Raw genomic sequence first — 25,813 nt, 5'->3', positions numbered from 1 at the left:
TATAGACAATATTGATTGTGTAATTGAATTTTATTCTAAGGAATTAGAAAATGAATCTATCTAAACCTCCCATTTTTACGGAAGAAAAACTAAAAGAACTTTTGCATTATACTGATCAAAAAGAAAACCCAAGTTATGATGCTTATAAGTCAAATTGTTTTTATAAAATATATTCTGGCGCCAAGGGTGTATCAAAATCATTTGGTAGAATGATAGAGACTGTTTATCGAATGGTAAATGAAAATATTTTTTGTAGTGTATGATGCCGTAATCAATATAATCACATCACAAATACTTTAAAACCTATGCTTCAAAAAGTTTTAGCATATTTAGCTGAAGAACATAATTTAGATTATCGGAATTGATTTAATATAACTAATGAAGCTGCATACTGGAAATTCGATGATGGCGGACTTGATCGAGCAATTTATTTTCAAAACTGAGCAAAGATCCAAGCATTCCAAGGCTTCACGTTAAAGAACCCAAAATTTAGATTCGGAGAACTTGTAATAGACGAACCCTTGGAGGACGTAGCTGATTCAAATAAATTGCCATCAGATTTAATTACAATGTATGAAATTCAACAAGAAAAATTACCTTTACTAATTGCTAATACTGTCTTACGTGAGATTGCTCCAGATAAATTTAATATTAATGTCACTTTTCTTTATAACATATTTACTACTGATCATTTTTTAATAAAAGATTATCATCAAAAAATAATTCCTATTTTAACAAATGATGGTGAAGTAAATAATGATGTTTTAGATAAATTAATTGAAAATAATTTTGTTCAGGTTGAAAATAGTGAATTTAGTGATGGTTTGGGTGCAATTGTAACTATGTTTTCTAAAATGTTCATTCCTAAAAAATTCATTAGTGATTTACAATTAAAAACTTTAAATCAATTAAAAAATCAAAACTATAGACTTTGATTAGTTACTGTTGCTGGCTTCGCTTCTAAATTTGAAAATGGTAAGATTAGTTATTTTATGAAGCAAATTCTTTTTGATGAAACTGGTCAAATTAGAAAAAAACGAATTAACTTTATTACTAAAAATGCATTTTTTAAATTGTTAAATAAAGGAGAAATAATAGGGGTATATCATGGTTTTGACCCAGGTATTCATGACAATGCTTCTTTAGTTACTGTAGCTTTAAATAAAGATGGCAAACTATATGTTGTTAATGTAATTAATGATATTAAAAATTTTATTCCTAAAAACACTAGATTTATTAATAAAGCAATTAATGAAAAAGTAGCAGAAACAGTTAAATTTTGAAACGATTTAATTTATGAACATTTGCCTAATGATTGGGTTAAAAATAATTTTATGTATGGAAAGACTTCAATTTTATTTAGTGACAACAATGCTACTTTAGAAGCATTAAATATATTATTTGATCAAAAAAATATAGATAGTTATGCATTACCAGCTGTAAGGAAGCCTAGTCAAAAATTTGGCATATTAGATAGACAAATGTGACAAAAGAATATTTTTGAAAATGAACTTATTTATTTATTGCCTAATACTGATATTTTAATTAAATATTTGGCAAAACAAGCAATTATCATTGGTGAAAAGTCAGAACAAAGAGTAGAGGAAATTAATCATGAAATTTATGATTTGATTAATGCTTTTGAAATGTCATGTTCTATTGTATTTAAATATCAATACCCATTAATAATTAATGCGCAAAGGAGAAAAAATGGAAAGTAAAGAAGCGATTAGAATAATTGAGAAAAAACAAGAGCAAGCAAAGAATAATGTTATTGAAAATGTAAATGATATTACACCTAACTCATATTTACAATTTGCTAAATATGGTGCTCAAACAACCTTAATTACACTTTGGTCAAACTTTCCTAAATTATTCAATAATAATGAAAAAGAAGTTACTAAAGAATACGTTAAAGTTAGTCATTTACTATCATTACAAAAACTAGAAACCATTTTATATATGAATGGTCTAGCTGCTTTAAAATCTAATTTTTTACCTGCTTTTGTTGATGACTTTGTCGAATTTGATGGTGACATTAGATATTTAAAAGCAAGAATAGAATTTATTTCATCAAAAATGAATTTAAGTGTTATTGAGACTTGAAAATATTTGGAAAATGGTGAATTATCTTTTGAATATGAAATTACTAAACCTAGCAATGTATCTGATTATGATGCTAAAAAATATTTAGTTGAAGTATTTAATTACAAACCAAAAGATGAACCAATAATTCCTTATCAAATTTTTTATAACAATACTTTAAAAATATCAGACCTAGATTTAGTTAATGGTGAATATTTTCAATTATTAAATAAAGATATGGCAGTGCTTTTAAAAGATGCTTATTTATCTGCTCCTTGAATATTTGCTACTGATAATAGTCAAATACAACAAGCTATTAAAAATGGACTAAATAATCTAAACGAGAGATTTATAACTCTTAACCCTCAAATAGCTTTATATGATACTGAACCACTTCGTTTATTGCAAGGGTCTTCACAAGCACAAATTATTTTGCAAAAAATAGAAAAAAATGTTAGTTGAATTAAAAAGTTTGCTTTTATGAAACAAGACTCAGCAGATTATGGCACTAAAAATATGCATACTGCTGAAGTACAAGAATTAAATAGTGACTTTGAAGACTATATTGAGTCTAAAAGTAATTTAAGAGAGCTTCAATTATTAGAATTTTTAAAGAAATTTGTAAGTAGTGAAATTGATAAAGTTTTAGTTTATGGCTCAACCGAATGATTATTAACAGATGCTAAAAAATATGCAGTTAATATGAATGGATCTATTGTTAATCAAAATGCCTTTTTAAATAATCAAGATAAAGGAGAAAATACAAATGGAATTAATGAAAATTAATGAAGAAATTGATTCGATAGTTTTAAAAAAATTCTATGTTAAAGTTTGTGATATTCAACAAATATCAATGTCTCCTAACAGTCTTAACATAATAAATTTTATTGATAATGAGTTAGAAATAATTGATGGTTTTTTTAGTGATAGTAAATATATTCAACAATACTTTAATGAGAATTACAAAATTGATTCTGATTCAAATATTTCTTTATTATTTGAGAGCAGTAATGATTTTACTAATAAGTTTGTCATTTTTAAAGATATTGTAACAAATAAATATTACATAAGTAGTGCTATTGAAAGTACTTTTTCACCTTCAGAACCAAATGATGTAATTAATATAGCTACAATTCAAGAAGCATTAGATTTTGAATTAACTAAAAATGTTAGATTTTATTTTACTGATCAAAAAGATTTAATGGTTTCTTTAAATAAAACTTGCTTATTACAAAAAGTTTTAAAAAAACCTACTAATTCTAATTTTTGAAACATTTTACCATTAAACCCTAAGTATGTTTTACCTACTTTAACTAACCCAATTGATGTAAATGATTTTGATACTAGATTATTTTTTTCTCATTTTGCTTCCCTAACTAATTTTGATTTTTATTCCTTGAAAGTGTTAAATGATTACAACTTACCATGAGATCAAACTAATGAAAAAATAAAAGAATTATTTACTGAGATTAAAGTTATTAAAGAAAACCAAGAAAAGATACTATCTAATTTTGCTGGTATGACACAAGAACAAATTAAAACTTTTAAAGAGAATGTTTTTAGTGGTACAAATGTAGTTGATTATACTGATTATAAAATAACTAAATTTATGCAAAATTCAACACTACCAAAGAAAAGCATTGAAGAGTTTATTAAAATGTGTAGTGGTTGATTAAAAAGTAACTTTGCTATTGAACAAGGTTATACTAATGCTCATAAATTTATTCTGCCATTCTATATTAATTTTAGTGGTGGTTTAATGTATTTAAAATCAAATTTTTATGATTTTTTAATCGATAATGAAAAAATTTATATAACCTCATCATTTGTTAAAAAATATCAAGATGAAACAATAAACTACCCCACTGTTGCAAAAGAATTGAAAGAAGTTAATATTGATTTAAATTGACAAAAAATTAATACCGATTATTTAAAATACAAAACTTATTTTTTACTAAATAAACCAATAGAAAACTTTGATTTAAATTTATATCTTGATAAATCAAATAAACCACCAATTTTAAAACCATATAAAGAAACCAAGATTATTGAATTAACTTCTGAATTAATAACTGGAACAGAATTAGACGGTGCAAAAATAAAAGAGATATTTGTTAATAAATATGGTAATGATTGAAAAATCATTGATGAAATGAATATTTATGAAGGTGAAATAGAATTTAGTTATTTATGAGATTTTCATAATAAAAATAACCCAAAAAATGATTTAGAACTATTTAGATTAATTCATTTTAATTATGCTAAATGAAATAACCCAACAGCATTTTATGGCACTAAAAACTTTACCCCTATTGTGCTAAATAAAAGTTGAAAAAGCAAAGGTAGATATCTTACAGAATGAACTTATAAATGCAAAGTTTTTAAAATAACTTTTAAAGCTGAAACAACAATTTTACCTCCTGAAAATCAAGATATACCTGCATTTTTAAACACTCTAGTTAATAATAATTTTAATTTGTCTTATACAGACTTTAATTATCTAGCTAATGAAATCGGAGAATTAAAAGATTTTAATTTTGATTTAAGCCAAAATGAACAACTTGTTTTCCAAGGTTTATTTTTGCCTGAAACAATTAAATTAAATAATGAAATAGCTTATTTAAATACTAATCAAAATTCAACAGGCATATTTATTTCATTTGCCTAAAAATAATAGGGAACTACTGCCCTTAATAAAGATAGAGAAAGGAAAGTAATATGGAATTACTAAAAAAATTAGCAGAAGCTTTAGAACTTGATGAAAGCGAATTAAAAGATAAACTAAATTTAACTGATGAAAGTTCATCAAAAGATATTGCTAAAGCACTTGGGGTTTATGGTCTTTTCCAAGAAAAAATAGAATTAGAAAATTATGTTAAAACAAAAGTCCAAAACAAAATGTCTGAAGTTGATTTATTAAAAAAAGAATTAGAAATTAAAAATCAATCTTTAGTCGATTTTGAAACTTCTAAAAAAGATTTTGAATCAAAATTAAATAAAGTTAATGCGCAAATTTTAAATAGTTTTGAAGCGAGTTGAAAGAAGTTAAATTTACCAGAAATAGATTTTTCAGAAGTTAATGTTGATGAATTAGACATAAATGATTTAAGAGCATCAGCTTTAAATTTTGCTAAATCAAAAAATCTAACTCCCATATTAAAAGAACCTGTAGAAATAAAAAATGATGCAGCAACAAATTTTAATAAAGTTGAAGGTGTTCAAATATTTGATGTAGGAGTAAAGCGAAGTAATTAAAAATAGAAAGGAAAATAAATAATAATGGCACAACTAGAATTTAAATCATATTTAAATGCTTTATTTGCCGGTAAAGGAAAAACAGGAGCAACAGCATATCAATTGTCAAATGATGAACTAAAAGAAATTAATAGTTTTTTAGTGAAAGATTCATTAATTGGTACTTTGGGAACAGACTTAGCAGTTTCTGAAACAAGTACTTCAAATGTAGTTATTCTAAAAAATATTGGACAAGGTTGAAATGAAAAAACCGGACCTGGAATGAATGGAAATTATGAAAAAGGTAGATATGCTACAGAAACTTTTAATTGAAATGCTCCATATTTTCAAGCTGTAGGTTTTACTGAAGCCGATAAAAAAATGAAAGTCCCACAAGCAGCTGCAATAAAACTTGAAAAAGCATCAGTTGATTACAATAATGCTTTTGAGGCAGAAAGTTGAAAGAAATTAGAAACTCATTTAAAAACTGCTGACAGTAAAAAAATTACTAAAGATTTATTAGATAAAACAATTACTGATAAAGAAGTTTATGAAATAGTAATTGGTTTAGGAACTGCTTTAATGCAACATAAAAATGATGATGATGGAATAGATAAAATTCCAAAAGACAAAATCATTATTCATGTTAAACCAGAAGTATTTGACAGAATTTCATTAGCAGGACTTGTTGGTAATCGTGCTGAAATTTCATTTGTAGGGGGTCAATATTCAATTGGAATAGTTGGTGGTTATAAAATCATTGGCAACCCCTATTTAGACAATATGCAAGCTATGGCAGGAGCAACATTTTCTGCATTATCAATGATTAGTGTAAATGCTGCTAATATTGATAGATTAGCACCAACAAATGATATAGGACTATATTATGAAGCAATGTCCCTATTTGGCATTGCATATAAAGATTGTTTTAGAACTGTACAAAAAGCTTAACCAATGCTGGTTTATGATAATAAAATAAAAGATAAAAACTATGTAGAAATTGCTAATAAGACTAAAGAATCAACTTTATCTACTTTAGCAAACTGTAAGTGGTTTAGATTCTTAAGAGTATTTTTGCAGTTACTAATCAATGTATTAATTGCAATAACAACTTCTCTTATTAATACTGCTATACCAGGTACGGGTCTGTTCCTAGATTTTTTCTTAAGTCAAGGAACAGATTTATTATTTAATTTCATTTTTAATGGAAAAATAGACTGAAAAGAATATGGAATAACTAGCTTATTTAATTCAATTCCTTTTATAACTAAAGGTTTTAAATACATAAAAAATTTTAGATCAAACAATAAAATATTAAGCTTAGCAGATAATATTAGACTTCGAAATTCTGAATTTAAGAAATCATTATTAACTAGTGCTAAAGATTTAAATAAATTTGGTTCTAAAACTACATTGGAAAATAAATTGTTAGTTCCAAATTATCGATTTTTTGAAACACATAATGCTAAATTATTAGACACCTTAAAAACAGCTAGTGATTTTCAAACTACTTATGCTAAATCATTAGCAAGTTATCGGAATTTTGAACAAGGTTTTAAATTCTTTAGAAAGAGTTTTAGTCGCACAAGAAATATCGTTTCTTTATTTTCTAGTCCTAGATATGCTGGCAAAAAATTAATTGATATTATTCTTAAAAAACCAAAACAACTTCTAACTAAAAAATGAAATGCTTGAGTAACTCCAAAAGTTAAAGAAATTTTTAGAATAGGTAAAAAAACATTAGATGAAAGTCTAAAAGATATTTCATTAAATTCAAGTTGATTAGATAGTGTAAAAATATATCAAAGCAATAACCCTTGAGACTTAAAAGTAGTTAATGCATTAGTTCGATTTCAACCCAATAAAACTAATAATAAAGAACCTGTTTTATTATGGCAAAAAAACATTAATAACATTACTAATTTAATTTTGGCAAATAGTCCAGGTAAATATTATTTAGACAATTTTGCTTGAGGCTGAGAAATAGGGAAAATAATAAGACTTCAGAGTGCATTTTTTAAAGTTTCTAAAATTCCTATTTTTTCAAACTTTATTGGAACATTAGCATATTCCGCTAGAACTATTCAATCGATAGTTAAAAACTTCAAAAAAGATAATTGACTGTGAAATCAATCTAAAGATAAATTACTTTCTGAAGTTTGAAGTGGAATAAGAGAAAATACTGGTAAAGGTTGAAACTTTAAATATTTAAAGGGTGCAATTGCTATTGGAAGAAGTTTTAGTAGCGGAAATAGTTTTTATGTTATTCAACGTGGCTTAAGAGTGGGTAATAGGAGATTCTTTTACAAACATTTTAAAAATAAATTAGTTCATAAACAATTTAGCAGAAGAAAGCTTTTAAAAAGGAGAATATATGGCAATAAATAAACTTAGTTTATCAAAAGATGAATTTATTAATACATATTGATATGAAGAAGAAATAACTATTCCTAATTTTATTAAAAATATTAATAAAAACATTACAGCTGATGATTTTTTTAATAAGCTTATTTCAACTATTTATCAAACTTGTGATTTGTTTATTAATCAAAAAATGAGTGAATTATTAGATAGTAAAATGACTATTGAAGAGATCACTAAAATAATCGGTGAAAAAAGATTAGATAATTTTAGGAATGCAATTTACTATGAAATTAGATATAGATTAGCTACACAAAAATTTCCTGAATTTAGTGGCAAACAAAGAATAATAACTTCAGCATTTTCAATAGCTAATGATGGTAGAGAATTTAATAAATTTAGTGACTTGCTTTGTCCTGAATCAATTTCATTCTTAAGTAACCCCACTTGATCTAATTTAGACATTAAAAGTAATTCTTCAGATATTTTAGAAGTATTAAAAATTTTTGCTGAAACTGATGAAAAGATAATTAATAAGTTAGATGGTTTTAAAGAAAAAATATCTACAAAAGATATAGGTCTTGATAATGCAGAAACTCAACAAAGAATAAATCTTAAAACATCATTAGATAAAGCTACATTTTATTTAACTAATAGAAAAACTGGAGAAGCGGTGTTAATACAACCCCATTCAGTTTCTATTTGGGAAAATTTCCAAGATTCAGGGGGAAATAGCAAATTAGCAATTTATAACATTGAAAATTATGAAAAATGAAATATAGCAAGTGAGCAAATTAAAAATTTGCATACTGAAGGTTTAAATTTACTTTATAAAAGTATTATAACTATCGGAAAAGATGAATCTAGTCGTTTTGGTTCAGAAAGCAAATTAACTAACTATGGTTTAGAAATCAAAACAAAAAATGGTCCTACAGACTTTGACATTGCTACTTTTAATGTTGAACACTTTAAAAAAGTGTCTGAAGTTATAAAAGACGTTGAAAATTTAAAAAAAAACTGAATAATTAAAAAATCTGACTTTTTTGGCATTGTTAAAGTTAATGCTGAACTTTTGGAAAACCCCAAAAATTACCCTAACAATATTTTAGAAATTAATGAAAAATGCAAATATATTATTTTAAAAGAGGCAAATACAAGCAAGTATTATATTGGTGATATTAATTTTCTTAATAATACATATGGTGAAAAATTCAGTTTATCAATATATATTTATCATAGTGAAGTATTTTATATAAAAGCCCAAGAAAGCTTTAACTATAAAGAAACTAAATATTATCTAAATAAAAATGATGAAACAATTTCTATATATATGAAAAAAGGTGATTCTAAAACAAACCCACATTTATTTAAATTTAATGAAACTGAAGCAGGTTATGAATTACTAGCAAAAATAAAAATTACTATAACAAATCTTTATTAATAAAAATGAACTATTAAAACGCTTGAATATGATTGAACAACACTTTATATTAAAAATATAAACAAATGCCGTAAAACGCATAAAAACACTAAAAAAGAAGGTATTTAAACAAAAATGGGAACTTCAATTGTTGAACTAAACAAAAATCTAGCAGTTACCTATGGTATTTTAGGTGCAGTTTTGTTAATTAGTATTGTTAGTTATTTATTGTTTTTTTATCTATTTAAAAAGATATTAAAAAGAATTAAAGCTAATGATTTAATAGAACTTGAAAAAATGGCAACCATTATTGATGATTTAAAACAAATTTCATCAGATGTTCGTAGAACTATGGAACTTTCACATGAAATATTAGTAACTTCTAGAATAACTAGACAAAACAAACTAAAACCAAGAAAAGGAGTAAATATAGATGAAACCTAAATGATATGACATTTTAACATTGGGTCTAACTTGAGCAATTAGAGCTATTAAAGTAGGTGTATCAATTTGAAGTATTTATAAAGATGCTGATGTCAATAAAGATGGCAAAGTGTCTTATGCAGAATTTAAACAACTTTTACAAAATAGAGATTATTGAAAAGATAAATTTAATGAAATTAATAAACATTTAACTTTGTAAAATTTTTATAAAACAAAAAAACAGTCCTGAATATGTTATAATATTTATGTTAGGAGTCCACAGTTCTAAACTTAAATACAAATAAAATGCTGGGTTCCTTATCAATCATCCCCAGCATTTTTATTTATTTAGATTCTTAACAATAATTAATTGAAAGTCTGCACATTTAAAAAAATAAAAAATGTGCAAGACCTCGAAAAATTCCACAGTGAGATTTTGCACAATTACATTATATACCTTTATTTTAGTGTTTTTTAAAATCTCCATGGAAAATAAACAAGGAGATTTTTTATTATGTTTAGATTTAAAAAACATTTTTCAAAAACTAAAAAAATAGAATTTGCACAAAAAATGGATGAAATATGAGATTTTTGTGTAGCTAATGATATTACATTTTCAAAAAAACAAGATAGTTATTATTTTACTTTAAATAATAAAAAATATAGAATTTCTAACCATACTATAGCAGCTTCAAATAATGCTGCATTTAATGAATATGGCACTCAAATTAGAGATTTTTATCACAATGATAATGAAAATATAGATGTTTATATTATTGCTTCAAAAACAAGATTAATAGAAATATATGAAAACTTAAAAGCAGGTAAAAAATTTGATAAACGTGGTCGATTATTAATTAAAATTAAAGTTGAAGGAGAATAATTATGAAAAATATTGACCAATTGAAAATTTTTTATGCAGAATTTCAAAGATTAATAGAAACTAATAATCGTTCTGCAGTAACACTAGAAAGGTATAAATTAATTTTAAATAAATTAACAGATTGAAATACTGTTGATGAACTTCTAGATCAAATCAATTTCTTATTAACTCAAGCAAAAACTTGCCAAAACACTTTATTTACTCAACGTGCAGTTTTCAAAACCTTTTGTGAATGATTGTCAAAAAGAAATCAAATTTATATTCCATTTAACAATAGAATTATTAAGTATAAATTAAAACGTGGAACTCGTCGCAGCTATACTACTTCAGAACTAATGTTATTGTTAGATGAACTAAAAGAATTTAAAAACAAAAAGTTTGAAATCATTTTTAAAATTATTTTAGCAACAGGAATTAGAGTTAGCGAATGATCACATATTGATTTTAAAGAATTGATAAAGAATGATTTTCAAATGATAATTTCTACAGCTAAAAATAATAATGACCGTCCATTTAGAATTCCAGAAAATAATCACCCATTAGAGTATTTTAGAAATATTAGATCAGAAATCATAAAAGGTATAGATCTTAATGTAACTTCAAAAACAATTAAGAATTTATTTTGTTCATTTAAAAAATTTGTAATTAAAAAACATCCTGAATTTGAAGCCAAAATATCTGCGCACATCTTGCGTCATCATTTTGCTACGTCAGCAATGAAAAATTTAAAAGATGTGTCTGAAGTTTCAAAAATTCTAGGACATGTAAATTCTAACACTACAGCTTCAACTTATATAACTTATGATTCTAATTATGCTAATGAAAGATTAAAAGTAGCACAAATGCCAATAATGGATAGCTTAAATATTTTGGAATTGCAAAATAAGCAAAAGATAAATTTAGACAAAATAGCAACTTTAGAAAAGAATAATAAAGATTTAAAAAATGAAATTGATCGATTAAAAAACATAATATCGACAACAATAGAAATTGATCTAACAAAACATATAAATTAGTAAGCTTATTTGCTTACTTTTTTATTAAAATTTTTATATGAAACTACCAACTTGAAAAGATTTAAAATTTAATGTTAAAAATATTCTTTGAAATGAGATGCCACAAACCTTCAAAGAGTTTAAAGAAAGGCATTCTAGAGCATTTTCTAAAGCTTTAGGAACATATTTAACCAAAATAAATCAGCATAATAAAGATATGTTTTTAAAAATATATCAAATTATTTTTTATTATGGTTTTATAAATTTTAGAAAAGAATTAGAGTTATTTAACTTTCTTATCAAAAATGGTTATGACGTGCAAATATCAAATTTGCTAAATGATGCTATATATGGAATAGATTTGATAGCTATTAAAAACGGTGTTGAGTATTTAATACAAGTTAAATCAAATTTTAATAATTATGACTTAAAAACCATGCCTAATTTAGTTAATAACTGCTCTAAAATAGGCGTTTTAGCAGTCAAGATAGGAAACCATTGATTATTTAAAAACATGTTAAATTTAGAGCAAATTTTATTTTAGTGATAAAATGAAGTTGAAAGTTAGTTATATTTTTTCTGCCTAAAAATTTTAAAGTCAAGACTGTATAACGGGACTGTTTAAAGGACTGTATTTTTATATTTAAATGTTTCTAAATTTTCTAAATAAAAATAATTTGAGTGATTGTCAATAAAGTTAATTTTTCTATTTAAAGCAAATTGTTTTTGGCTTTCAATAAATTCCCTATTATTTTTTATTTCACTAATATCATCTTGTTTTATAAAATCAAAATATTCATTTGATTTTTTGTTTTTAAAAAAGTAAACACTATGATTTTTATATAAGCTTTTCATATTACTCATCTCCCCTATTTTCAATTAAGTTATTAGGTTCGTTATTAAAACTTTTGAAATTTTCAATATTATTAGAGTTAATAACTTTTCCTTTTTTAAGAAAAGTAACATAATCAACATAGTCTTTAACTTCATTATTATAATGACTGGAAATAAAAATAGAACTACCTTCATTAGCAATGTTTCTTAGTTTTTGATAAATAAATTTTCTAGCATCAATATCTAAATTTGAATCAGGTTCATCTAAAAAAACAAGTTCTGGTTTTAATAATTCTATTAAGATTATTGGTAATTTTTTCTTTTCACCAGATGAAAAAGAATTAGGATTAGACTTAGCTTTATCTTCTAGTTCATATTCAGTTAATTTATCAATTATTTTTCTTGTAGATAAAATTTGATTATTAAAAAAATAAGAAAAGTTTTTAATATACTCTAATACATTTCATCAAATAGGGAATGAAAGATTCGTATTAAAATATAAAAAACTTTTTCTTATTTTAACTAAATTAATATCTTCGTTTTTAAAATAAATATCGCCATTATAATTTTTATCATTACCAGTACAAATATTAATCAATGTGGACTTACCAGCACCATTATGCCCAATAATTACATGAAAAGATTTTTTAACTAATTTAAATGTAACATTATCTAACAAAATTTTATTTTTTATGGACTTAAAAATATTATGAGCCTCAAATATAGTCTCATTATTTTTATTAATAAAATTTTCGAGTTTCATAACATAAATTATACTATTAATATTCTTAATATAAGAATAAATAAGGGTATGGCCAAATTTTAAAATTAATCGACCTCAAAATTTTTTTGATAAATTTTTTTTAACAAAATAATTCTTTGCTTAAAAAATTTCTTAATAAATTTAAAATAATTTTTATCGATAGTAACATTACTTAAATTTTTAAACTCAAATTTTTCTAGTTTTTGAATTCAACTAATATGTCTTTTAGAAAGAAATTTTTCTAGTTGATAATCTAGACTTTGACACATTTTAGAAGGTCGAGAAGAATAATTATTTAAATGCATTTTTCCTACTTTTCCTTGATATGTTTTATAATCAAAAATCAAACTTTTACCATTATCAAAAATTGGAGCATTTTTTATTTTTTCTTGAGTATTCGAGGATACTAATAAACCAAAATTTCCAAGATGGCGATCAATATTTAAAATTAATGCATCAAACAGCATTAAATCTTCAAATTGTTCCTTTCCATAAGCATTTTTTATTTTTTCTTCTAAGATATTTTTATCTAAATAATCATTGGGCATAAAAGCATAAGAAAAGGGCAAATAACTAATGTTTTCAGAAGTAAAAATCTTGCATGTATTAAGAATTGAATTGTTTTCCAATATTAAATCATATTTAACATAATCATTAAATAATAAAGATGCTACTTGTGAAGCTAAATATTCAGCAAATGGTTCATAATATTGAATATTTTGATTAGAAATCGAAGATGATTTATATAAATAAATTTTCTTATTTATTTTTCTTCATGTTTTTTTAAGTTCACCATTTGTAAATAAATCTGGACTACTTGGCAAAAATACTTCAGTTGTATTACTTAAATTTAAAGGCTTATCATCGCTTAACATTTCTAATGAAAAATCATTATGAAAATTTTTGTAAAAATTAACTTTATTTCATTTTAAATCTTTTTTATCTTCACTTACTATTCAAAAAGTATCATCTAAATTTAAGCCAAAATTGGTATTATATAATTTAAAAATATCATAATCTTTTAGAAAAAGAACATTAAAATTTTTTCTTGAATAAGGAATAGGACGGTCAAAAAGTAAATATTCTTTTAATATTTCAAGATTATCCGTTTTTAAATAAGGAATAATAAAATTGAAACCTTCTAGTTTCTTAAAAGAAATTATTTTATTATTTTCAATATCATAAGTAAAAGAAAAGCAATCAATATCTTTATTTCTAAAATAATATGTTTTTTTCACATTTGAATTATACATTAGTTTACTTCTCGAAGGTCACCATCTTTATCATCTTTTTTATTATCTAAAGAAGAATCATTTTTATTTTTAGGTTTTTTTGTTGTTCTTTTTTCTACACTATCTTTTAAAATTTTCATAATGTTTTCTTTAGCATTATTATCTAAAAGTGCACCATCAGAAACTTGTTTCATGGCTTCTTCTAAATAATCTTGCATGTCATTTTCACTAACACCCATTTCATTAGCAATTTTATAAATTTGTTCAAAAATTTCATCTGGATTAGCAGCTTTAGCAACATTTTTAGCTAACTCATTAACATTTGAAGTATCAATTTTTTTGCCTTTATTTACTAGATACATTTGTTTAAATATTTTATAAGCTTCTCTAAATTCAAGGTCATTAGTTAACATTTCATAATCTTCTAGTAAACTATCATTATCTTCAATTGCTTCATCACCATCTTCATCAAAAGTCATTAATTCAAAAAATGGGTAATCATCCATACTACTTCTTGTTTCAATTGGTAAATAAGTACTATGAAAGTCTAGATTAGCAAATTTATCATAAAACTTTTCTAGTGTTGAATGCCTAGTGTCAATTTTAGGATTATGTTTTTCGTAAAATAAGTTTTTAAAATCATTACCAATTAAATTTTCACTTTCATTTACTAAATTAAGATTTCAATCAACAATTTTTTTGGCACGGTCTGAATAAATAACCATTTCATATAAATCGCTATTATCATTAAAATTTTGATATTGTAAATTTCTTTTATCAATGTTGATCATTAAATCCAAAGCAAATAATGCTCCTGAAGAAAGAATGGCATTAAATTTAATAGTTAATTCTTTTTGATTTGCCAAAGCAAAATATGTTTCTAAAATGTTAGAATTTTCAATGTAATTATTTGATAATAATTGATCAAAGTTTAATTTTTTATTAAGAACGATTTTTTTATTATTTAAAGTAAATCATCAATATATATCATTTTCACTAACACCTAATAAACAAATTAAATTAGTTGCTAAATTATTAAAAGTATTGTTATCACTTAAAACAACTCAAAAATTGTCCAATTTAAACAAAGGTGATACTACCATTTTTTCTATTTTGCTTGCAAAAATATTGTCAACTTTATTAGCAACTTTTGCGCTTACAATATAATTTTTTCCTAGTCTTGTTTTATAAAACATTTTTCCTCTTTTCCTTGCTACTTTAAATTTTATAGTATTAATCTTTTTCATTAAAATTATGTAACATATACTTTCTAGTAATATTTTTTAATCGATATAAATAATCAATAATGGCTTCCCCTAAACCATTTTGTTCTACAGCGCTTGTAAAAAACTTAGCAATATTAAGAACTTCTTGATTAGCATTTGCCATTGCATATGAAAAACCAACTAGTTTTAACATATCAAGATCATTATTGCCATCTCCTATTGCCATTATGTCATTTATAGAACAAAAATAAATGTTATTAGTCATTCAATTAATAGCAGAAGCTTTAGTAACATTTTTAAATAAAATTTCAAGATGACTACCTACACTAAAAACAGAAATATTATCAAGAGTTTTTAATCTACCAAGTAATCTTTCATTTACTTCTTTTCTTTTTAGTAAATCTTTTTGACCATAAATTTCAATTTTTAAAGGCATTATTTTCTCATTATTATATTTTTTAGCATTTTTTTTAATTGAATCAACATTAAGAAAATGATGCAAAATTATTTCATTATTACGATAATAATTATCATTAATAAAATAATAATTATCATTATCTCAAAATAGCATTTGCACATCTTCATTTTTAATAAAATCTAGTATTTTCTTTAAATTGTCAAAAGACATCGGTCAAGTTTTAATAATCTTTTTTTGCTTTAAATCATAAATTTGTGAACCAGATGATGCTATTAAATAATTAGCATTAACTTCACTAGATACATTTAGCATTCTTTCAAAAATAGGATTACCTGTACAAATGTTGAAATCTGCATTATTTTTTTGTGCAAATGAAATATCTTTTTTAGTTTCATCAAGAATATTAAAATCGTTATATAAAGTTCCATCCACATCAGAAAAAATAATAGGTTTTTTATCATTTGTAACTTTAAAAATTAACGAATCATTATTTTCCATATCTTAATCCCTTTCTTTTTTTAATAATTATCCTGATAATGATATAAGATAAAATTCCAATAATAGCAATTGTCGGAATGGTGATTTGCAAAATTGTTCATATTTTTTTAGTTTTTTCTTTTTGGCTTTTTATTTCATCATGATTCTTAAAATTGGTTAATTTTATTGTTTTAGGTCCCAAATAATAAAAATAATCTTTTATATTTTTTTCATGATAATCATTATCTTTTGGTACTAAGAATATCCCAAAAGTAATACTAAAATCATCATTTTTTTGATAAGCAACTACAAGACGATAATTATTATTAAAATTATCTTTTTCTTGTTTAGTTAATGACTTAAAAAAACTACTATTTTCACTAATTCTTACTTTTCTTTTATTTAAAAACTGACTATAAAATTCATCTAATGTGTAATCTTGATAATTTATTTTTTCTAAAACATCTAAATCATTTTTATCCAATTTTTCAAAAAGTTCTTTATATTTACTAAAATATGTGTTCTCTTTAGGTTCTGACTTTTTTCTATTAGGATATTTAACACAAGAAACCATTATTATTGGAGAAAAAGCAGTAATAATAGGTGTACTTAAAAATAGTAATTTTTTTATTTTTTTCATATTAAACAATTTTACTAAAATTTAAACTTAAAAATATAATTAGAAAAATTCACAAAAATAATTCAGAAAATTAGGTTAATAAAATTAAAAAACACTGTAAAACAATAGATTTTTAATCATTTTTCTTTAGTTTATTTTAAAATAAATGTAATTTTAGACAAGTAGGAAGAGAAAATGAAAGACATTAAAGAAATTGCTAAATGATTTTTATCTAAAGAATCTATGAGTCAAAAGAAACTGCAAAAATTATGCTATTACTACATTGCTTGAGGGTATGTTTTTTATAATAAAGCAATGGCAAAAAATTCTGATTTTTACGGTTTTATTCAAGGCCCTTTTTCAAAAGTTTTGCAAAATGAATATGAAAATTATGAATGAGAAGAAATTGATAAAATTGAAAATTTAAACATAACTTTTAGTAAAAATGAGAATGAATTACTAAATTTTATATGAAATTCATACGGTAATTTATCAGATATAGAGCTTGAAATATTAACTAGTAGAGAAACTCCTTGAGTTGAAGCTAGATATGGATTAGATATGTTTGAACCCGGAAATGAATTAATAGATACTAATACAATGAAAGCATTTTATTCAAAAATTTATGATAGATATACAAAAAGAAATTAGTAAACTTCCTGAAGATGCTAAAAAATTCAAAATATTGATAGATAGAAATCTAGAAAATAACTTTGATTTTAAATCAATAAAAACATTGAAAGTATCAAGGAATTTCATAATTTTATCAATAAAACTATTGGAAAAAAATTAACAATCAATGAAGTACTAGAAAAATATAAAAGAATAAATGACAAAAGTGAAACTATTGAAGTTAATACTAGTTATGGAAAAGAAAAATTTCCTATAATACATTTTGGGGAAAATCATAAAAAATTTAGAATTTTCGGTTTTATTTTAAGTGGTTATTTCATTATAACAAAAATTGATACAAACCATAAAACCCATTCAAAATAATAGATTGTTTTGATTAAAAAAATGTATGACCATAAATCATACATTTTATTTTTTTCATAACAAATAATGATATGGCGCATTCGACAGGAATTGAACCCGTAACCTCTTGGGCCGAAACCAAGCACTCTGTCCGATTGAGCTACGAATGCTAATAAGCATTATTATTATAAACTTTTTGGTTTTTTTATAATTATGAATATAATAAAAATGAAAGAAGGCAAGAGATGGAAAACATTATAATTGCAATTGTTATTTTGATTTTCATATTAAATTTAGTAGGAATAGTTATTGTTTCCTTATTTATAAGAAAAAAACAAAAAAACAATGAGCTGGAATTTTCTAAAATTAATAATATTGAAAATAAATTAATTGAATTTAGTTCAAAGCAAGAAATTATTAAAAAAGATTTTAATGAAGCATTAAATTTATTAAATGAAAAAATTACAAAATTTAGTGGCGAAGTTAAAGAAGAAATTAATGGTAAACTAAATGATATATCTAATAATATTAATAAAAAGTTAGATGATAATGGAAGAATAGTAAATAATTCATTTAAAGATTTAAGAGAAGAAGTGGATAAAAAACTTGATCACTTAATTAACAAAACAAATGATCAAGTTGCAAACATAAAAAAAGAAATTGATGAACACTTTAAAAGCGAACTTGCCAAGAAATTGGATGAACACTTTAATTCTGTACAAAATAAAATGAAAGATTTATCTGAAAATCTTATTAAATTTGAAACTCTACAAGCAGAAATTGGTGATCTTTCAAAAACTTTTAGTGGAGTAAAAAGTAGAGGTAATTTTGGTGAAATGTTATTAGAAAACATTCTACAAAATTACTTACCAAAAGAATATTGAGCTTCGCAAGTTAATATTAATAAATTAACTAAAAATACAAAACTTGAAACACTAGAAAATGATACAAATGATACTAATGGCGATACAAGAGTCGATTTTATTATTAAATTGTTAAATAAAGAAAACGAAATCAAATATTTGCCAATTGATTCTAAGTTTCCTACTGAAAGTTTTAGTTTGTATCAAAATGCTGAAAATAAAAATGATCGTGATAAAGCATTAAAAAAATATGTTTCTGATATTAAAAATATGGCAAAAGATATTAAGAAAAAATATATAAAAACAGGAGTAACTACTGATTATGCTTTTATGTATCTACCTAGTGAAGCATTATATGCAACTGCTGTTTCTGATAGTGATTTATTAAATGAACTTTGAACAAATTGTAATGTTGGTTTAATAAGTCCTTCAACAACAGTTCCACAATTATGAACAATAATTCAATTAAATAAAAGAGAGGAATTTGCTAAAAATATTGACAAAATTGCCGATTTAGTTGGTTATATTAAAAAGAATTATGGAACTTTATTATCACATTTAGAAAATAGTAAAAACAAAATTGATACCGCTAGCGAATATATTGAAAAAAGTTTAAGAAATGCTCGTTTAGTCGATGAACGAATTAATAAAGATTTAAAAAATACAAATTTGAATATTTCTAAAAATAAAGCAAATAATAATTTAGAGTAGGAAAATATAGTTTATGAAAAAATCATTAAAATTGATAATAAGTTTATCTTCTGTAAGTTTAGTAACAATGCCTTTAGTAATTGCTGCTAGTTGTGATAAACAATCATACAACAAAAAATTAATAGAAGAATATTTGAACAAATATCAAGAAATAAATAAAAAACTTAAAGAAGAAAAACATAAAGATTCATTAAATAATGTTATTTCATATTTAAGTCAATGAATAAAACTATCAAATGATGAAGTTGACAAAGAAATAAAGACATTTGAAGATAAAGCTTTAAGTTCTGTAAAAGACACTTTAGAAGAAATTGCTAAACCCTTTGATATGGATGTAAACAATATAGTTGATTTTAAATCTTATTTGGAATTTACATATCAACTATTTCAAAAAATTTCATCAGTTTAGAATTTGTAATTAGTAATAAACACCAAGAAAGAAAAGTAGAAAACTTCGAAAATAAATTCTTATAATTAATGTATAAAAATTTATTATAAGGTGAGAATATGAAAGATTTAGATAAATATCTAAAAGACATTGATGAGATGTCAAAAAGTTTATTAAATAAAGATCAAAAAGAATTGATAAAGAATGTATTAATAAATACTGAAAAAACAAATAAAGAAAATTTAGATGCCATTTTTCAACTACTTATTCAAAGGGTAAAAATTGGTTTTACTTTTGACGTTGCTCCTAGTATTAATAATAAGTCTATTGCTTTGCTTAAAAAAGATGAAAAATTTTCTTTTGCAAACACCTCGATAACCGGACAAAATCAAAATATTTTAATAATCGGAGAAAATTATGATGCTCTTAAGAACTTAATAGTAATAGAGAGAGAGAGAGAGAGAGAATTTGATGCTAATTACGATTTAATTTATATTGATCCTCCTTATAATACTGAATCTGCTGGTTCAGAAGGAAATAATTTTTCCGAAAAAGATGAAGTATTAGATTCGAAATTTATTTACCGTGATAAGTTTAGTCGTAATGGTTGACTAAATATGATAAATGAAAGATTAAAATTAGCTCGCCAACTTCTAAAAGATGATGGTGTAATTTTTGTATCAATCGATGATACTGAACAAGCATATTTAAAGGTATTGATGGATGAAATATTTGGTGAGAATAATTTTATTTGCAATTTTATATGGCAAAAGAAAAATGAAGGGTCCGCTGAAGACTCTAAATATTTAAAAGTTCTAACTGAATATGTTTTAATGTATTCTAAAAACATAAAAAATTTAAAGATAAACACTTATGAAATGGATATGGATAAAGGTGATTATAACTTAAAAGATGAATATTATAAAACTAGGGGAATGTATAAAATAAAACAATTAGATTTTGCTTCTTTAACATGATCTAATGGTCTTGACTATATTATTGAATATGAAAATAAAAAATATTATGCAGGAGGATCATTAGAACAATATAAAAATAGACACAATGGAAATCATGCTATCAAAGATTGACGGTGAAGATGATCTAAAGAAAAATTTGAATGAGGACTTGAAAATGGTTTTATTGTTTTTAAAAATAATAAGGTATACACAAAACAATATCAATTTATTGATAATAATGATAAGAAAATACAAAGAACTCATAAATTTTCTAATTTACTCCTTAATTATCATGGAACTCAAGGTACAAATGAACAAAAAGATTTATTTGTGAATAAAATTTTTGATCACCCTAAACCTTCCAAATTAATTAAATATTTGATTAATTTTCATGCAAATAAAAATGCTCGTGTTCTAGACTTTTTTGCAGGTTCGGGAACAACCGGACATGCGGTTCTAGAATTAAATAGAGAAGATGGTGGAGCAAGAACATATACACTAGTAACTAATAATGAAAATAATATAGCTATAGATGTTGCCTATGAACGTTTATTTAGAATAAATAATGGTATTGGGACAAAAAATGAACAAAATTTCAAATGATTAAAAAATAATGAACCTTATAAACAAAATCTTGATGTTTTTAAAATTGATTATTATAGTACTGACATTATAGAATCCAATAATACTATTATAAAAAATGTTTTTACTCAAGAGTTAAAGGATTTTAACATTTCTAAGATAGATGAAAATGAGAAAGAACTGCTTTTAAATTTAACCGCATTAAAACCACAAAAGAAAGAAAAATAGTTATGGAATTAACACAAAGTCAAAATAAAGCGGTTGATGAATTAGTTCAATCATATATTGAATCACAAAATTCAAATAACAAAATAATTGTCGATTTTCAGGCTCCAACTGGAAGCGGAAAAACATTTATCATAGCTAATGTCATTAATGAAATAATTAAAGAAAACAAATCAGGTTTAAATGATAAATTGGTTTTTGTTATTGCTACTCTATCTTCTGCTGATTTACCCATTCAAATGGAACAAAACCTTATTGAATATAAAAGATATATAAATGGGTTGTTTTCTATAGAAAGAAAAGAGTCTCCATCAATAGTCAAAATAAAAAATAAGGATACTACATACAATCTAGATCCAGAAGAAAATAAAGTTATTATTTTTGGTTCATCTTCCTTTGGAAAGGGGAGAATTTTTACCGAGCAAGAACTGTTCAATGGTTTTTTAGATCAAATAGAAAAACAAAAATATACATTAATTTACATTCGTGATGAAGCACACCATGGTGGCAATGTAGATAAAAGTAAGATATTTAAAGATTTTGAATTTAGTAATAAAAAAATAAATTTAAAATTTGAAGAAGCAAAATTTGAATACAAAATTCAAGAGGTTGCAAAATATATTATTAAAATGACTGCCACTCCAAGAGGAAAAAATAAACTAATATATATTGATGAACAAGAATTAAATAATGATTCAACAAAATTATTAAAAAATAAACAAATTTATAACAAGGGAATTGGCAATTTAAAAGAAAATGAAATAGACGATATTAAATTACTTGAACAAGCATGTATAACATTTAAAGAAATTCAAAAAGAATATGCAAATAATAATGAAGAATTAAAAAACATAAGACCAGCAATGCTTATTCAAGTAGATAATGAACCTGATAAAAAGAAAAAACCAAACGAATATGAAATATTTCAAGATAATATTAATGAAATAATTAAAAAATTAGATCAATTTGATTTAAAATGAGTTAAATATTTTTCAAATGAAAAAATAGAATCTATTTCTTTAATCAATTTAGACAAAAACCAAAAAGTCAATTTAAAAGAAATATCAAAAAATGATGCTAATTGTGATGTTATTCTTTTTAAAATTGGACCAGCTACTGGTTGAAATATTCCAAGAGCATGTATGCTAGTTCAACTTAGAAATGTTTCATCTAAAAATTTGTCCATTCAAACAGTTGGTAGAATTAAAAGATTTCCAAATCCTAGTTATCCTAAAAACATGATTCCCTGAAGTTCTATTAGTAATAATTATTATATTTACTCAAACACAATAGCACAAGATACTTTTAGACAAACTTTAGTTCTTAAAGAAAAATTTAAAAATGAAAAATTCCCATACGGAATAATAAATGAACAAAAAGTTAAACATTTACTCGATAAAGAACACTATACTAAAGAAATTTTAAAAACTATTGATAAAAAACAAATAGAAGAACATTTCCAAGAATATGTTAAATTTTATAATGAACAAGAAATTGAAAATAATGAAAAAAGGTTAGTTGGCGAAGAGGGAAAAAGAATAGAAGGCAAAGTAAGAGTTTATTCTTGAATTCATAATTCAATAGAACTAGAAATGTTTGTAGAAAAAACTAAGCAAAAAAATAGTTTTTTCTTAACTAATGAAATAATATCCTCACTTAATATATTGTATAAAAAGTTATTTATTTCAGATAATCAAATAAATCTACAAATGTATTGATATATATTAATCAAAAAATATTTTGAACAATTTAGACAAATATATTCTACATGTATGGAAAAAAATATTGAAGATGGAAATATATATGAAATTAAAAAAAATATAACGCTGCCAGAATTAAATGAAATTTTAATCCACGATCTTGAAAGAGCACAAAAAAATTCAGTTGCTTTAAATGAAATTAATAAGTACGCTTATGAAAATCCTAAAAAGGAAAATCATTTCTTTGACTCTAGACCTGAATATAATTTCATTACAAGTGTTAAAAATTTGCTTTGGAACAATCAAGAAATTAAAATGTATAGTAAAAACCCGGTTTTTCACGGATTAAAATTGCAATATCTTGATACTCATTATGAAATAAAAAATTCATTTCCTGATTTCATTTTTAAAATTGAAAATAAAGATAAAATTCACATGATTTATATTGAATTAAAAAGTTTGAAGAAAGATTATGATCCCGAAAAAACAAAACAATTATTAACAAGTTACAAAAAATATATAGAAAATAATTTAGAAAATAAAGAACGAATTTTATTTGAAGATGGTAAACCAGCTATATACTCATTTCTAATTTGTTATGAGAATGATGGAGATTTCTATTTTTTAGGTAGTAGTGAAGTTAGTGGCCTTAATGATAAAATTAATAAAAAATACAATACTTGAGAAGAACTACTTTATAACAAAAATAAATTCATAACTGAAATCGGTCATTTATTTGAATATTTCAAAAAATAATTAATAATTAATAACAAATACTGTTTATGATAAAATGAATTAGGCACAGCTAACTGCTATAAATTTTTATAGAGGAAAATCCGCTCTAACACTTTCTGTGATGAAAGTAGTGTTCATGCTAGATTTAATAAATCTAGGCAATATTAATTTATTGACGACTAGTGCAACAGAGACGAGCTTATTAAGTTAAGATGAAACGCTGTAAACTCCATGAGTTAGAAACCCAAATTTTGGTAGGGGAACTAAGGAAAAGAAATCGAACTTAACCTTGGAAGTTAATTTTGTTAACTTAGATAAATAGTTAGCACCATTTATGGTACAGAAAGCGGTTTATAGTGTCAAGAAGAGAGAATGTCTCTTCTTTTTTATTAAATTTGAATTAGTATTCAATTTATTAGATTTTTTTACATATTTATTAATAGTATTAACACTATTTTTCAAATTGAATATGTTACTATAATTATGCTATAAAATAGTATTTGACTTCTATATAATTTCTTATGGATTTCTAGATACAAAAGAAGGTAAAAATGAAAAAATTATTGACAAGTGAATCAGTTGGTGCTGGTCATCCAGATAAAATTTGCGACCAAATTAGTGATGCTATTGTTGATGCATTACTAATGCAAGATAAAGATTCAAGGGTGGCATGTGATGTTATTGCTAATGATGATTTTATCTATATTGGCGGACAAATTACTACTAAAGGTTATGTTGATACTATTAAAGAAGCATGAAAAATACTAAAACCATTAGGTTATAAAGAAAGTGATTTTAAAATCATAAATGCCATTACTGAACAAAGTCCAGATATTGCTATGGGAGTAAATAAAAATAGTAATAAAGAATTAGGAGCTGGTGATCAAGGAATTTTATTTGGTTTTGCTACTAATGAAAATGACTTATATATGCCTTGACCAATAGTTTTAGCTCATGAACTTGTAAAAAGAGCAGAATCATTAAGAAGGAAAAATAAATTTCCTTATGCAAAATCTGATATGAAAAGCCAAGTCACTTTAGAGTATGACAATGAAAATAATAATATTATCGTTAAAAAAGTATTGATGTCAATTCAACATGAAGATAATTTTGATGAAATAAAATTTAAAAAATTTATTAAAGAAAATATTGTTGATTATGTATTAAAACAAAACAATTTTAATTTAGATTATGAACTATTAATAAATCCAACAGGTCGATTTGTAATTGGGGGACCTAAAGGTGATACAGGCCTTACCGGTAGAAAAATAATAGTTGATACATATGGTGGTTTTGCACATCATGGTGGTGGTGCTTTTTCAGGTAAAGATGCGACAAAAATTGATAGAAGTGCAGCATATATGGCAAGATACATTGCTAAAAACATGGTTGCTGCTAAGGTAAGTAAAAAATTTGAAATTCAACTTGCCTATGCTATTGGTTTGCCACGTCCTCAAAGTATTCTAATTGATACATTTGGTGAAAACAAATATTCTGAAGATAAAATTATAAAAATAATTAATAAAGTATTTGATTTGAGTGTTGAGGGAATTATTAATACTTTAGATTTAAAAAATACAAAATATTTTCCATTAGCAACTTATGGTCATTTTGGAAGAAATGATATAGATTTACCTTGAGAAAAATTAGATAAAGTAGAAGAAATTAAGAAATTTTTGAATGAAAAATAAGGGTACAAAGCTCCTTA

At 23.9% G+C, this 25,813-nt stretch carries 26 protein-coding genes, 1 tRNA gene and 1 other RNA gene; 21 read left to right on the top strand and 7 right to left on the bottom strand.

What is annotated here, in order from left to right:
• The first annotated feature begins 50 nt into the window (after window positions 1–50).
• From ACLFP3_RS01785 to ACLFP3_RS01730, 12 genes are all read left to right on the top strand, one after another.
• Window positions 51–1,721, top strand: a complete 1,671-nt coding sequence (locus ACLFP3_RS01785) for a hypothetical protein (protein ID WP_412031269.1) — start codon at window positions 51–53, stop codon at window positions 1,719–1,721.
• Window positions 1,711–2,871 (top strand): htpn, encoded by a 1,161-nt coding sequence (locus ACLFP3_RS01780; protein WP_412031268.1) that lies wholly within the window; start codon window positions 1,711–1,713, stop codon window positions 2,869–2,871. Before ACLFP3_RS01785 ends, ACLFP3_RS01780 begins: the two co-directional genes overlap by 11 nt.
• Entirely contained in the window at window positions 2,852–4,753 is a 1,902-nt protein-coding gene (locus tag ACLFP3_RS01775) for a hypothetical protein (protein ID WP_412031267.1), read from the top strand. Before ACLFP3_RS01780 ends, ACLFP3_RS01775 begins: the two co-directional genes overlap by 20 nt.
• Window positions 4,754–4,803: 50 nt before the next feature.
• Window positions 4,804–5,340, top strand: a complete 537-nt coding sequence (locus ACLFP3_RS01770) for a hypothetical protein (protein ID WP_412031266.1) — start codon at window positions 4,804–4,806, stop codon at window positions 5,338–5,340.
• Between the two features lie 24 nt (window positions 5,341–5,364).
• A complete protein-coding gene (locus ACLFP3_RS01765) occupies window positions 5,365–6,270 on the top strand; it encodes a hypothetical protein (RefSeq protein ID WP_412031265.1) in 906 nt (301 codons plus the stop codon).
• 3 nt (window positions 6,271–6,273) lie between these two features.
• Entirely contained in the window at window positions 6,274–7,707 is a 1,434-nt protein-coding gene (locus ACLFP3_RS01760) for a hypothetical protein (protein ID WP_412031264.1), read from the top strand.
• Entirely contained in the window at window positions 7,694–9,121 is a 1,428-nt protein-coding gene (locus ACLFP3_RS01755) for a hypothetical protein (RefSeq protein ID WP_412031263.1), read from the top strand. The genes ACLFP3_RS01760 and ACLFP3_RS01755 overlap by 14 nt, the downstream gene beginning before the upstream one ends.
• A 114-nt stretch (window positions 9,122–9,235) precedes the next feature.
• Window positions 9,236–9,544, top strand: a complete 309-nt coding sequence (locus tag ACLFP3_RS01750; protein WP_412031262.1) for a hypothetical protein — start codon at window positions 9,236–9,238, stop codon at window positions 9,542–9,544.
• The gene (locus ACLFP3_RS01745; RefSeq protein WP_412031261.1) at window positions 9,534–9,743 is read left to right on the top strand and encodes a hypothetical protein; all 210 of its coding nucleotides are present in this window, start codon (window positions 9,534–9,536) and stop codon (window positions 9,741–9,743) included. Before ACLFP3_RS01750 ends, ACLFP3_RS01745 begins: the two co-directional genes overlap by 11 nt.
• A 294-nt stretch (window positions 9,744–10,037) precedes the next feature.
• Window positions 10,038–10,406 (top strand): hypothetical protein, encoded by a 369-nt coding sequence (locus tag ACLFP3_RS01740; RefSeq protein ID WP_412031260.1) that lies wholly within the window; start codon window positions 10,038–10,040, stop codon window positions 10,404–10,406.
• Between the two features lie 2 nt (window positions 10,407–10,408).
• A complete protein-coding gene (locus tag ACLFP3_RS01735; RefSeq protein WP_412031259.1) occupies window positions 10,409–11,422 on the top strand; it encodes a tyrosine-type recombinase/integrase in 1,014 nt (337 codons plus the stop codon).
• Window positions 11,423–11,459: 37 nt separating this feature from the next.
• Window positions 11,460–11,945, top strand: coding sequence for an ethanolamine utilization protein (locus ACLFP3_RS01730; protein ID WP_412031258.1), 486 nt, complete (start codon window positions 11,460–11,462; stop codon window positions 11,943–11,945).
• A gap of 77 nt (window positions 11,946–12,022) precedes the next feature.
• Here ACLFP3_RS01730 and ACLFP3_RS01725 read toward each other — a convergent pair whose 3' ends face one another.
• The 6 genes from ACLFP3_RS01725 to ACLFP3_RS01700 form a co-directional block, all read right to left on the bottom strand.
• The gene (locus ACLFP3_RS01725; RefSeq protein WP_412031257.1) at window positions 12,023–12,256 is read right to left on the bottom strand and encodes a hypothetical protein; all 234 of its coding nucleotides are present in this window, start codon (window positions 12,254–12,256) and stop codon (window positions 12,023–12,025) included.
• Between the two features lies 1 nt (window position 12,257).
• On the bottom strand, window positions 12,258–12,998 hold the full coding sequence (locus ACLFP3_RS01720) for an ATP-binding cassette domain-containing protein (protein WP_412031256.1): 741 nt from the start codon (window positions 12,996–12,998) through the stop codon (window positions 12,258–12,260).
• Between the two features lie 65 nt (window positions 12,999–13,063).
• A complete protein-coding gene (locus ACLFP3_RS01715; RefSeq protein ID WP_412031255.1) occupies window positions 13,064–14,251 on the bottom strand; it encodes a hypothetical protein in 1,188 nt (395 codons plus the stop codon).
• On the bottom strand, window positions 14,251–15,426 hold the full coding sequence (locus ACLFP3_RS01710; RefSeq protein WP_412031254.1) for a hypothetical protein: 1,176 nt from the start codon (window positions 15,424–15,426) through the stop codon (window positions 14,251–14,253). Before ACLFP3_RS01710 ends, ACLFP3_RS01715 begins: the two co-directional genes overlap by 1 nt.
• 37 nt (window positions 15,427–15,463) lie before the next feature.
• A complete protein-coding gene (locus ACLFP3_RS01705) occupies window positions 15,464–16,372 on the bottom strand; it encodes an HAD-IIB family hydrolase (RefSeq protein ID WP_412031253.1) in 909 nt (302 codons plus the stop codon).
• Window positions 16,362–16,991: a hypothetical protein gene (locus tag ACLFP3_RS01700; RefSeq protein ID WP_412031252.1), complete on the bottom strand. Its 630-nt coding sequence runs from the start codon at window positions 16,989–16,991 to the stop codon at window positions 16,362–16,364. Before ACLFP3_RS01700 ends, ACLFP3_RS01705 begins: the two co-directional genes overlap by 11 nt.
• Before the next feature lie 174 nt (window positions 16,992–17,165).
• Between ACLFP3_RS01700 and ACLFP3_RS01695 the strand changes: the two genes are divergently transcribed.
• From ACLFP3_RS01695 to ACLFP3_RS01685, 3 genes are read left to right on the top strand one after another with little or no spacing between them, the layout of a single operon-like run.
• Window positions 17,166–17,621 carry a Panacea domain-containing protein gene (locus ACLFP3_RS01695; protein ID WP_412031251.1) on the top strand — a complete coding sequence of 152 codons (456 nt, stop codon included), beginning with the start codon at window positions 17,166–17,168 and terminating at the stop codon, window positions 17,619–17,621.
• On the top strand, window positions 17,596–17,763 hold the full coding sequence (locus ACLFP3_RS01690; protein ID WP_412031250.1) for a hypothetical protein: 168 nt from the start codon (window positions 17,596–17,598) through the stop codon (window positions 17,761–17,763). Before ACLFP3_RS01695 ends, ACLFP3_RS01690 begins: the two co-directional genes overlap by 26 nt.
• Window positions 17,694–17,966: an MAG6450 family protein gene (locus tag ACLFP3_RS01685; protein ID WP_412031854.1), complete on the top strand. Its 273-nt coding sequence runs from the start codon at window positions 17,694–17,696 to the stop codon at window positions 17,964–17,966. Before ACLFP3_RS01690 ends, ACLFP3_RS01685 begins: the two co-directional genes overlap by 70 nt.
• A 72-nt stretch (window positions 17,967–18,038) precedes the next feature.
• On the opposite strand, the gene ACLFP3_RS01680 is transcribed toward ACLFP3_RS01685, so the two are convergent.
• Window positions 18,039–18,115, bottom strand: a tRNA-Arg gene (locus ACLFP3_RS01680).
• 75 nt (window positions 18,116–18,190) lie between these two features.
• Between ACLFP3_RS01680 and ACLFP3_RS01675 the strand changes: the two genes are divergently transcribed.
• The 6 genes from ACLFP3_RS01675 to metK all read left to right on the top strand — a co-directional run bounded on the left by ACLFP3_RS01675 (window position 18,191) and on the right by metK (window position 25,796).
• A complete protein-coding gene (locus tag ACLFP3_RS01675; protein ID WP_412031249.1) occupies window positions 18,191–19,519 on the top strand; it encodes a DNA recombination protein RmuC in 1,329 nt (442 codons plus the stop codon).
• Window positions 19,520–19,532: 13 nt separating this feature from the next.
• The gene (locus ACLFP3_RS01670) at window positions 19,533–19,928 is read left to right on the top strand and encodes a variable surface lipoprotein (RefSeq protein WP_412031248.1); all 396 of its coding nucleotides are present in this window, start codon (window positions 19,533–19,535) and stop codon (window positions 19,926–19,928) included.
• A gap of 98 nt (window positions 19,929–20,026) precedes the next feature.
• Window positions 20,027–21,673, top strand: coding sequence for a site-specific DNA-methyltransferase (locus tag ACLFP3_RS01665; protein WP_412031247.1), 1,647 nt, complete (start codon window positions 20,027–20,029; stop codon window positions 21,671–21,673).
• A 2-nt stretch (window positions 21,674–21,675) separates the two neighbouring features.
• Entirely contained in the window at window positions 21,676–24,126 is a 2,451-nt protein-coding gene (locus tag ACLFP3_RS01660; RefSeq protein ID WP_412031246.1) for a DEAD/DEAH box helicase family protein, read from the top strand.
• A 41-nt stretch (window positions 24,127–24,167) separates the two neighbouring features.
• Window positions 24,168–24,464, top strand: an RNA gene (rnpB, locus tag ACLFP3_RS01655) — RNase P RNA component class B.
• Window positions 24,465–24,656: 192 nt separating this feature from the next.
• A complete protein-coding gene (gene metK, locus ACLFP3_RS01650; RefSeq protein ID WP_412031245.1) occupies window positions 24,657–25,796 on the top strand; it encodes a methionine adenosyltransferase in 1,140 nt (379 codons plus the stop codon).
• Window positions 25,797–25,813 lie beyond the last annotated feature (17 nt).

Origin of the sequence: Metamycoplasma buccale, from assembly GCF_046774455.1 — a bacterium.
GTDB classification, from domain to species: Bacteria; Bacillota_I; Bacilli_A; order Mycoplasmatales; family Metamycoplasmataceae; genus Metamycoplasma; species Metamycoplasma buccale.
This window is presented reverse-complemented; position numbering and strand designations above follow the sequence as displayed.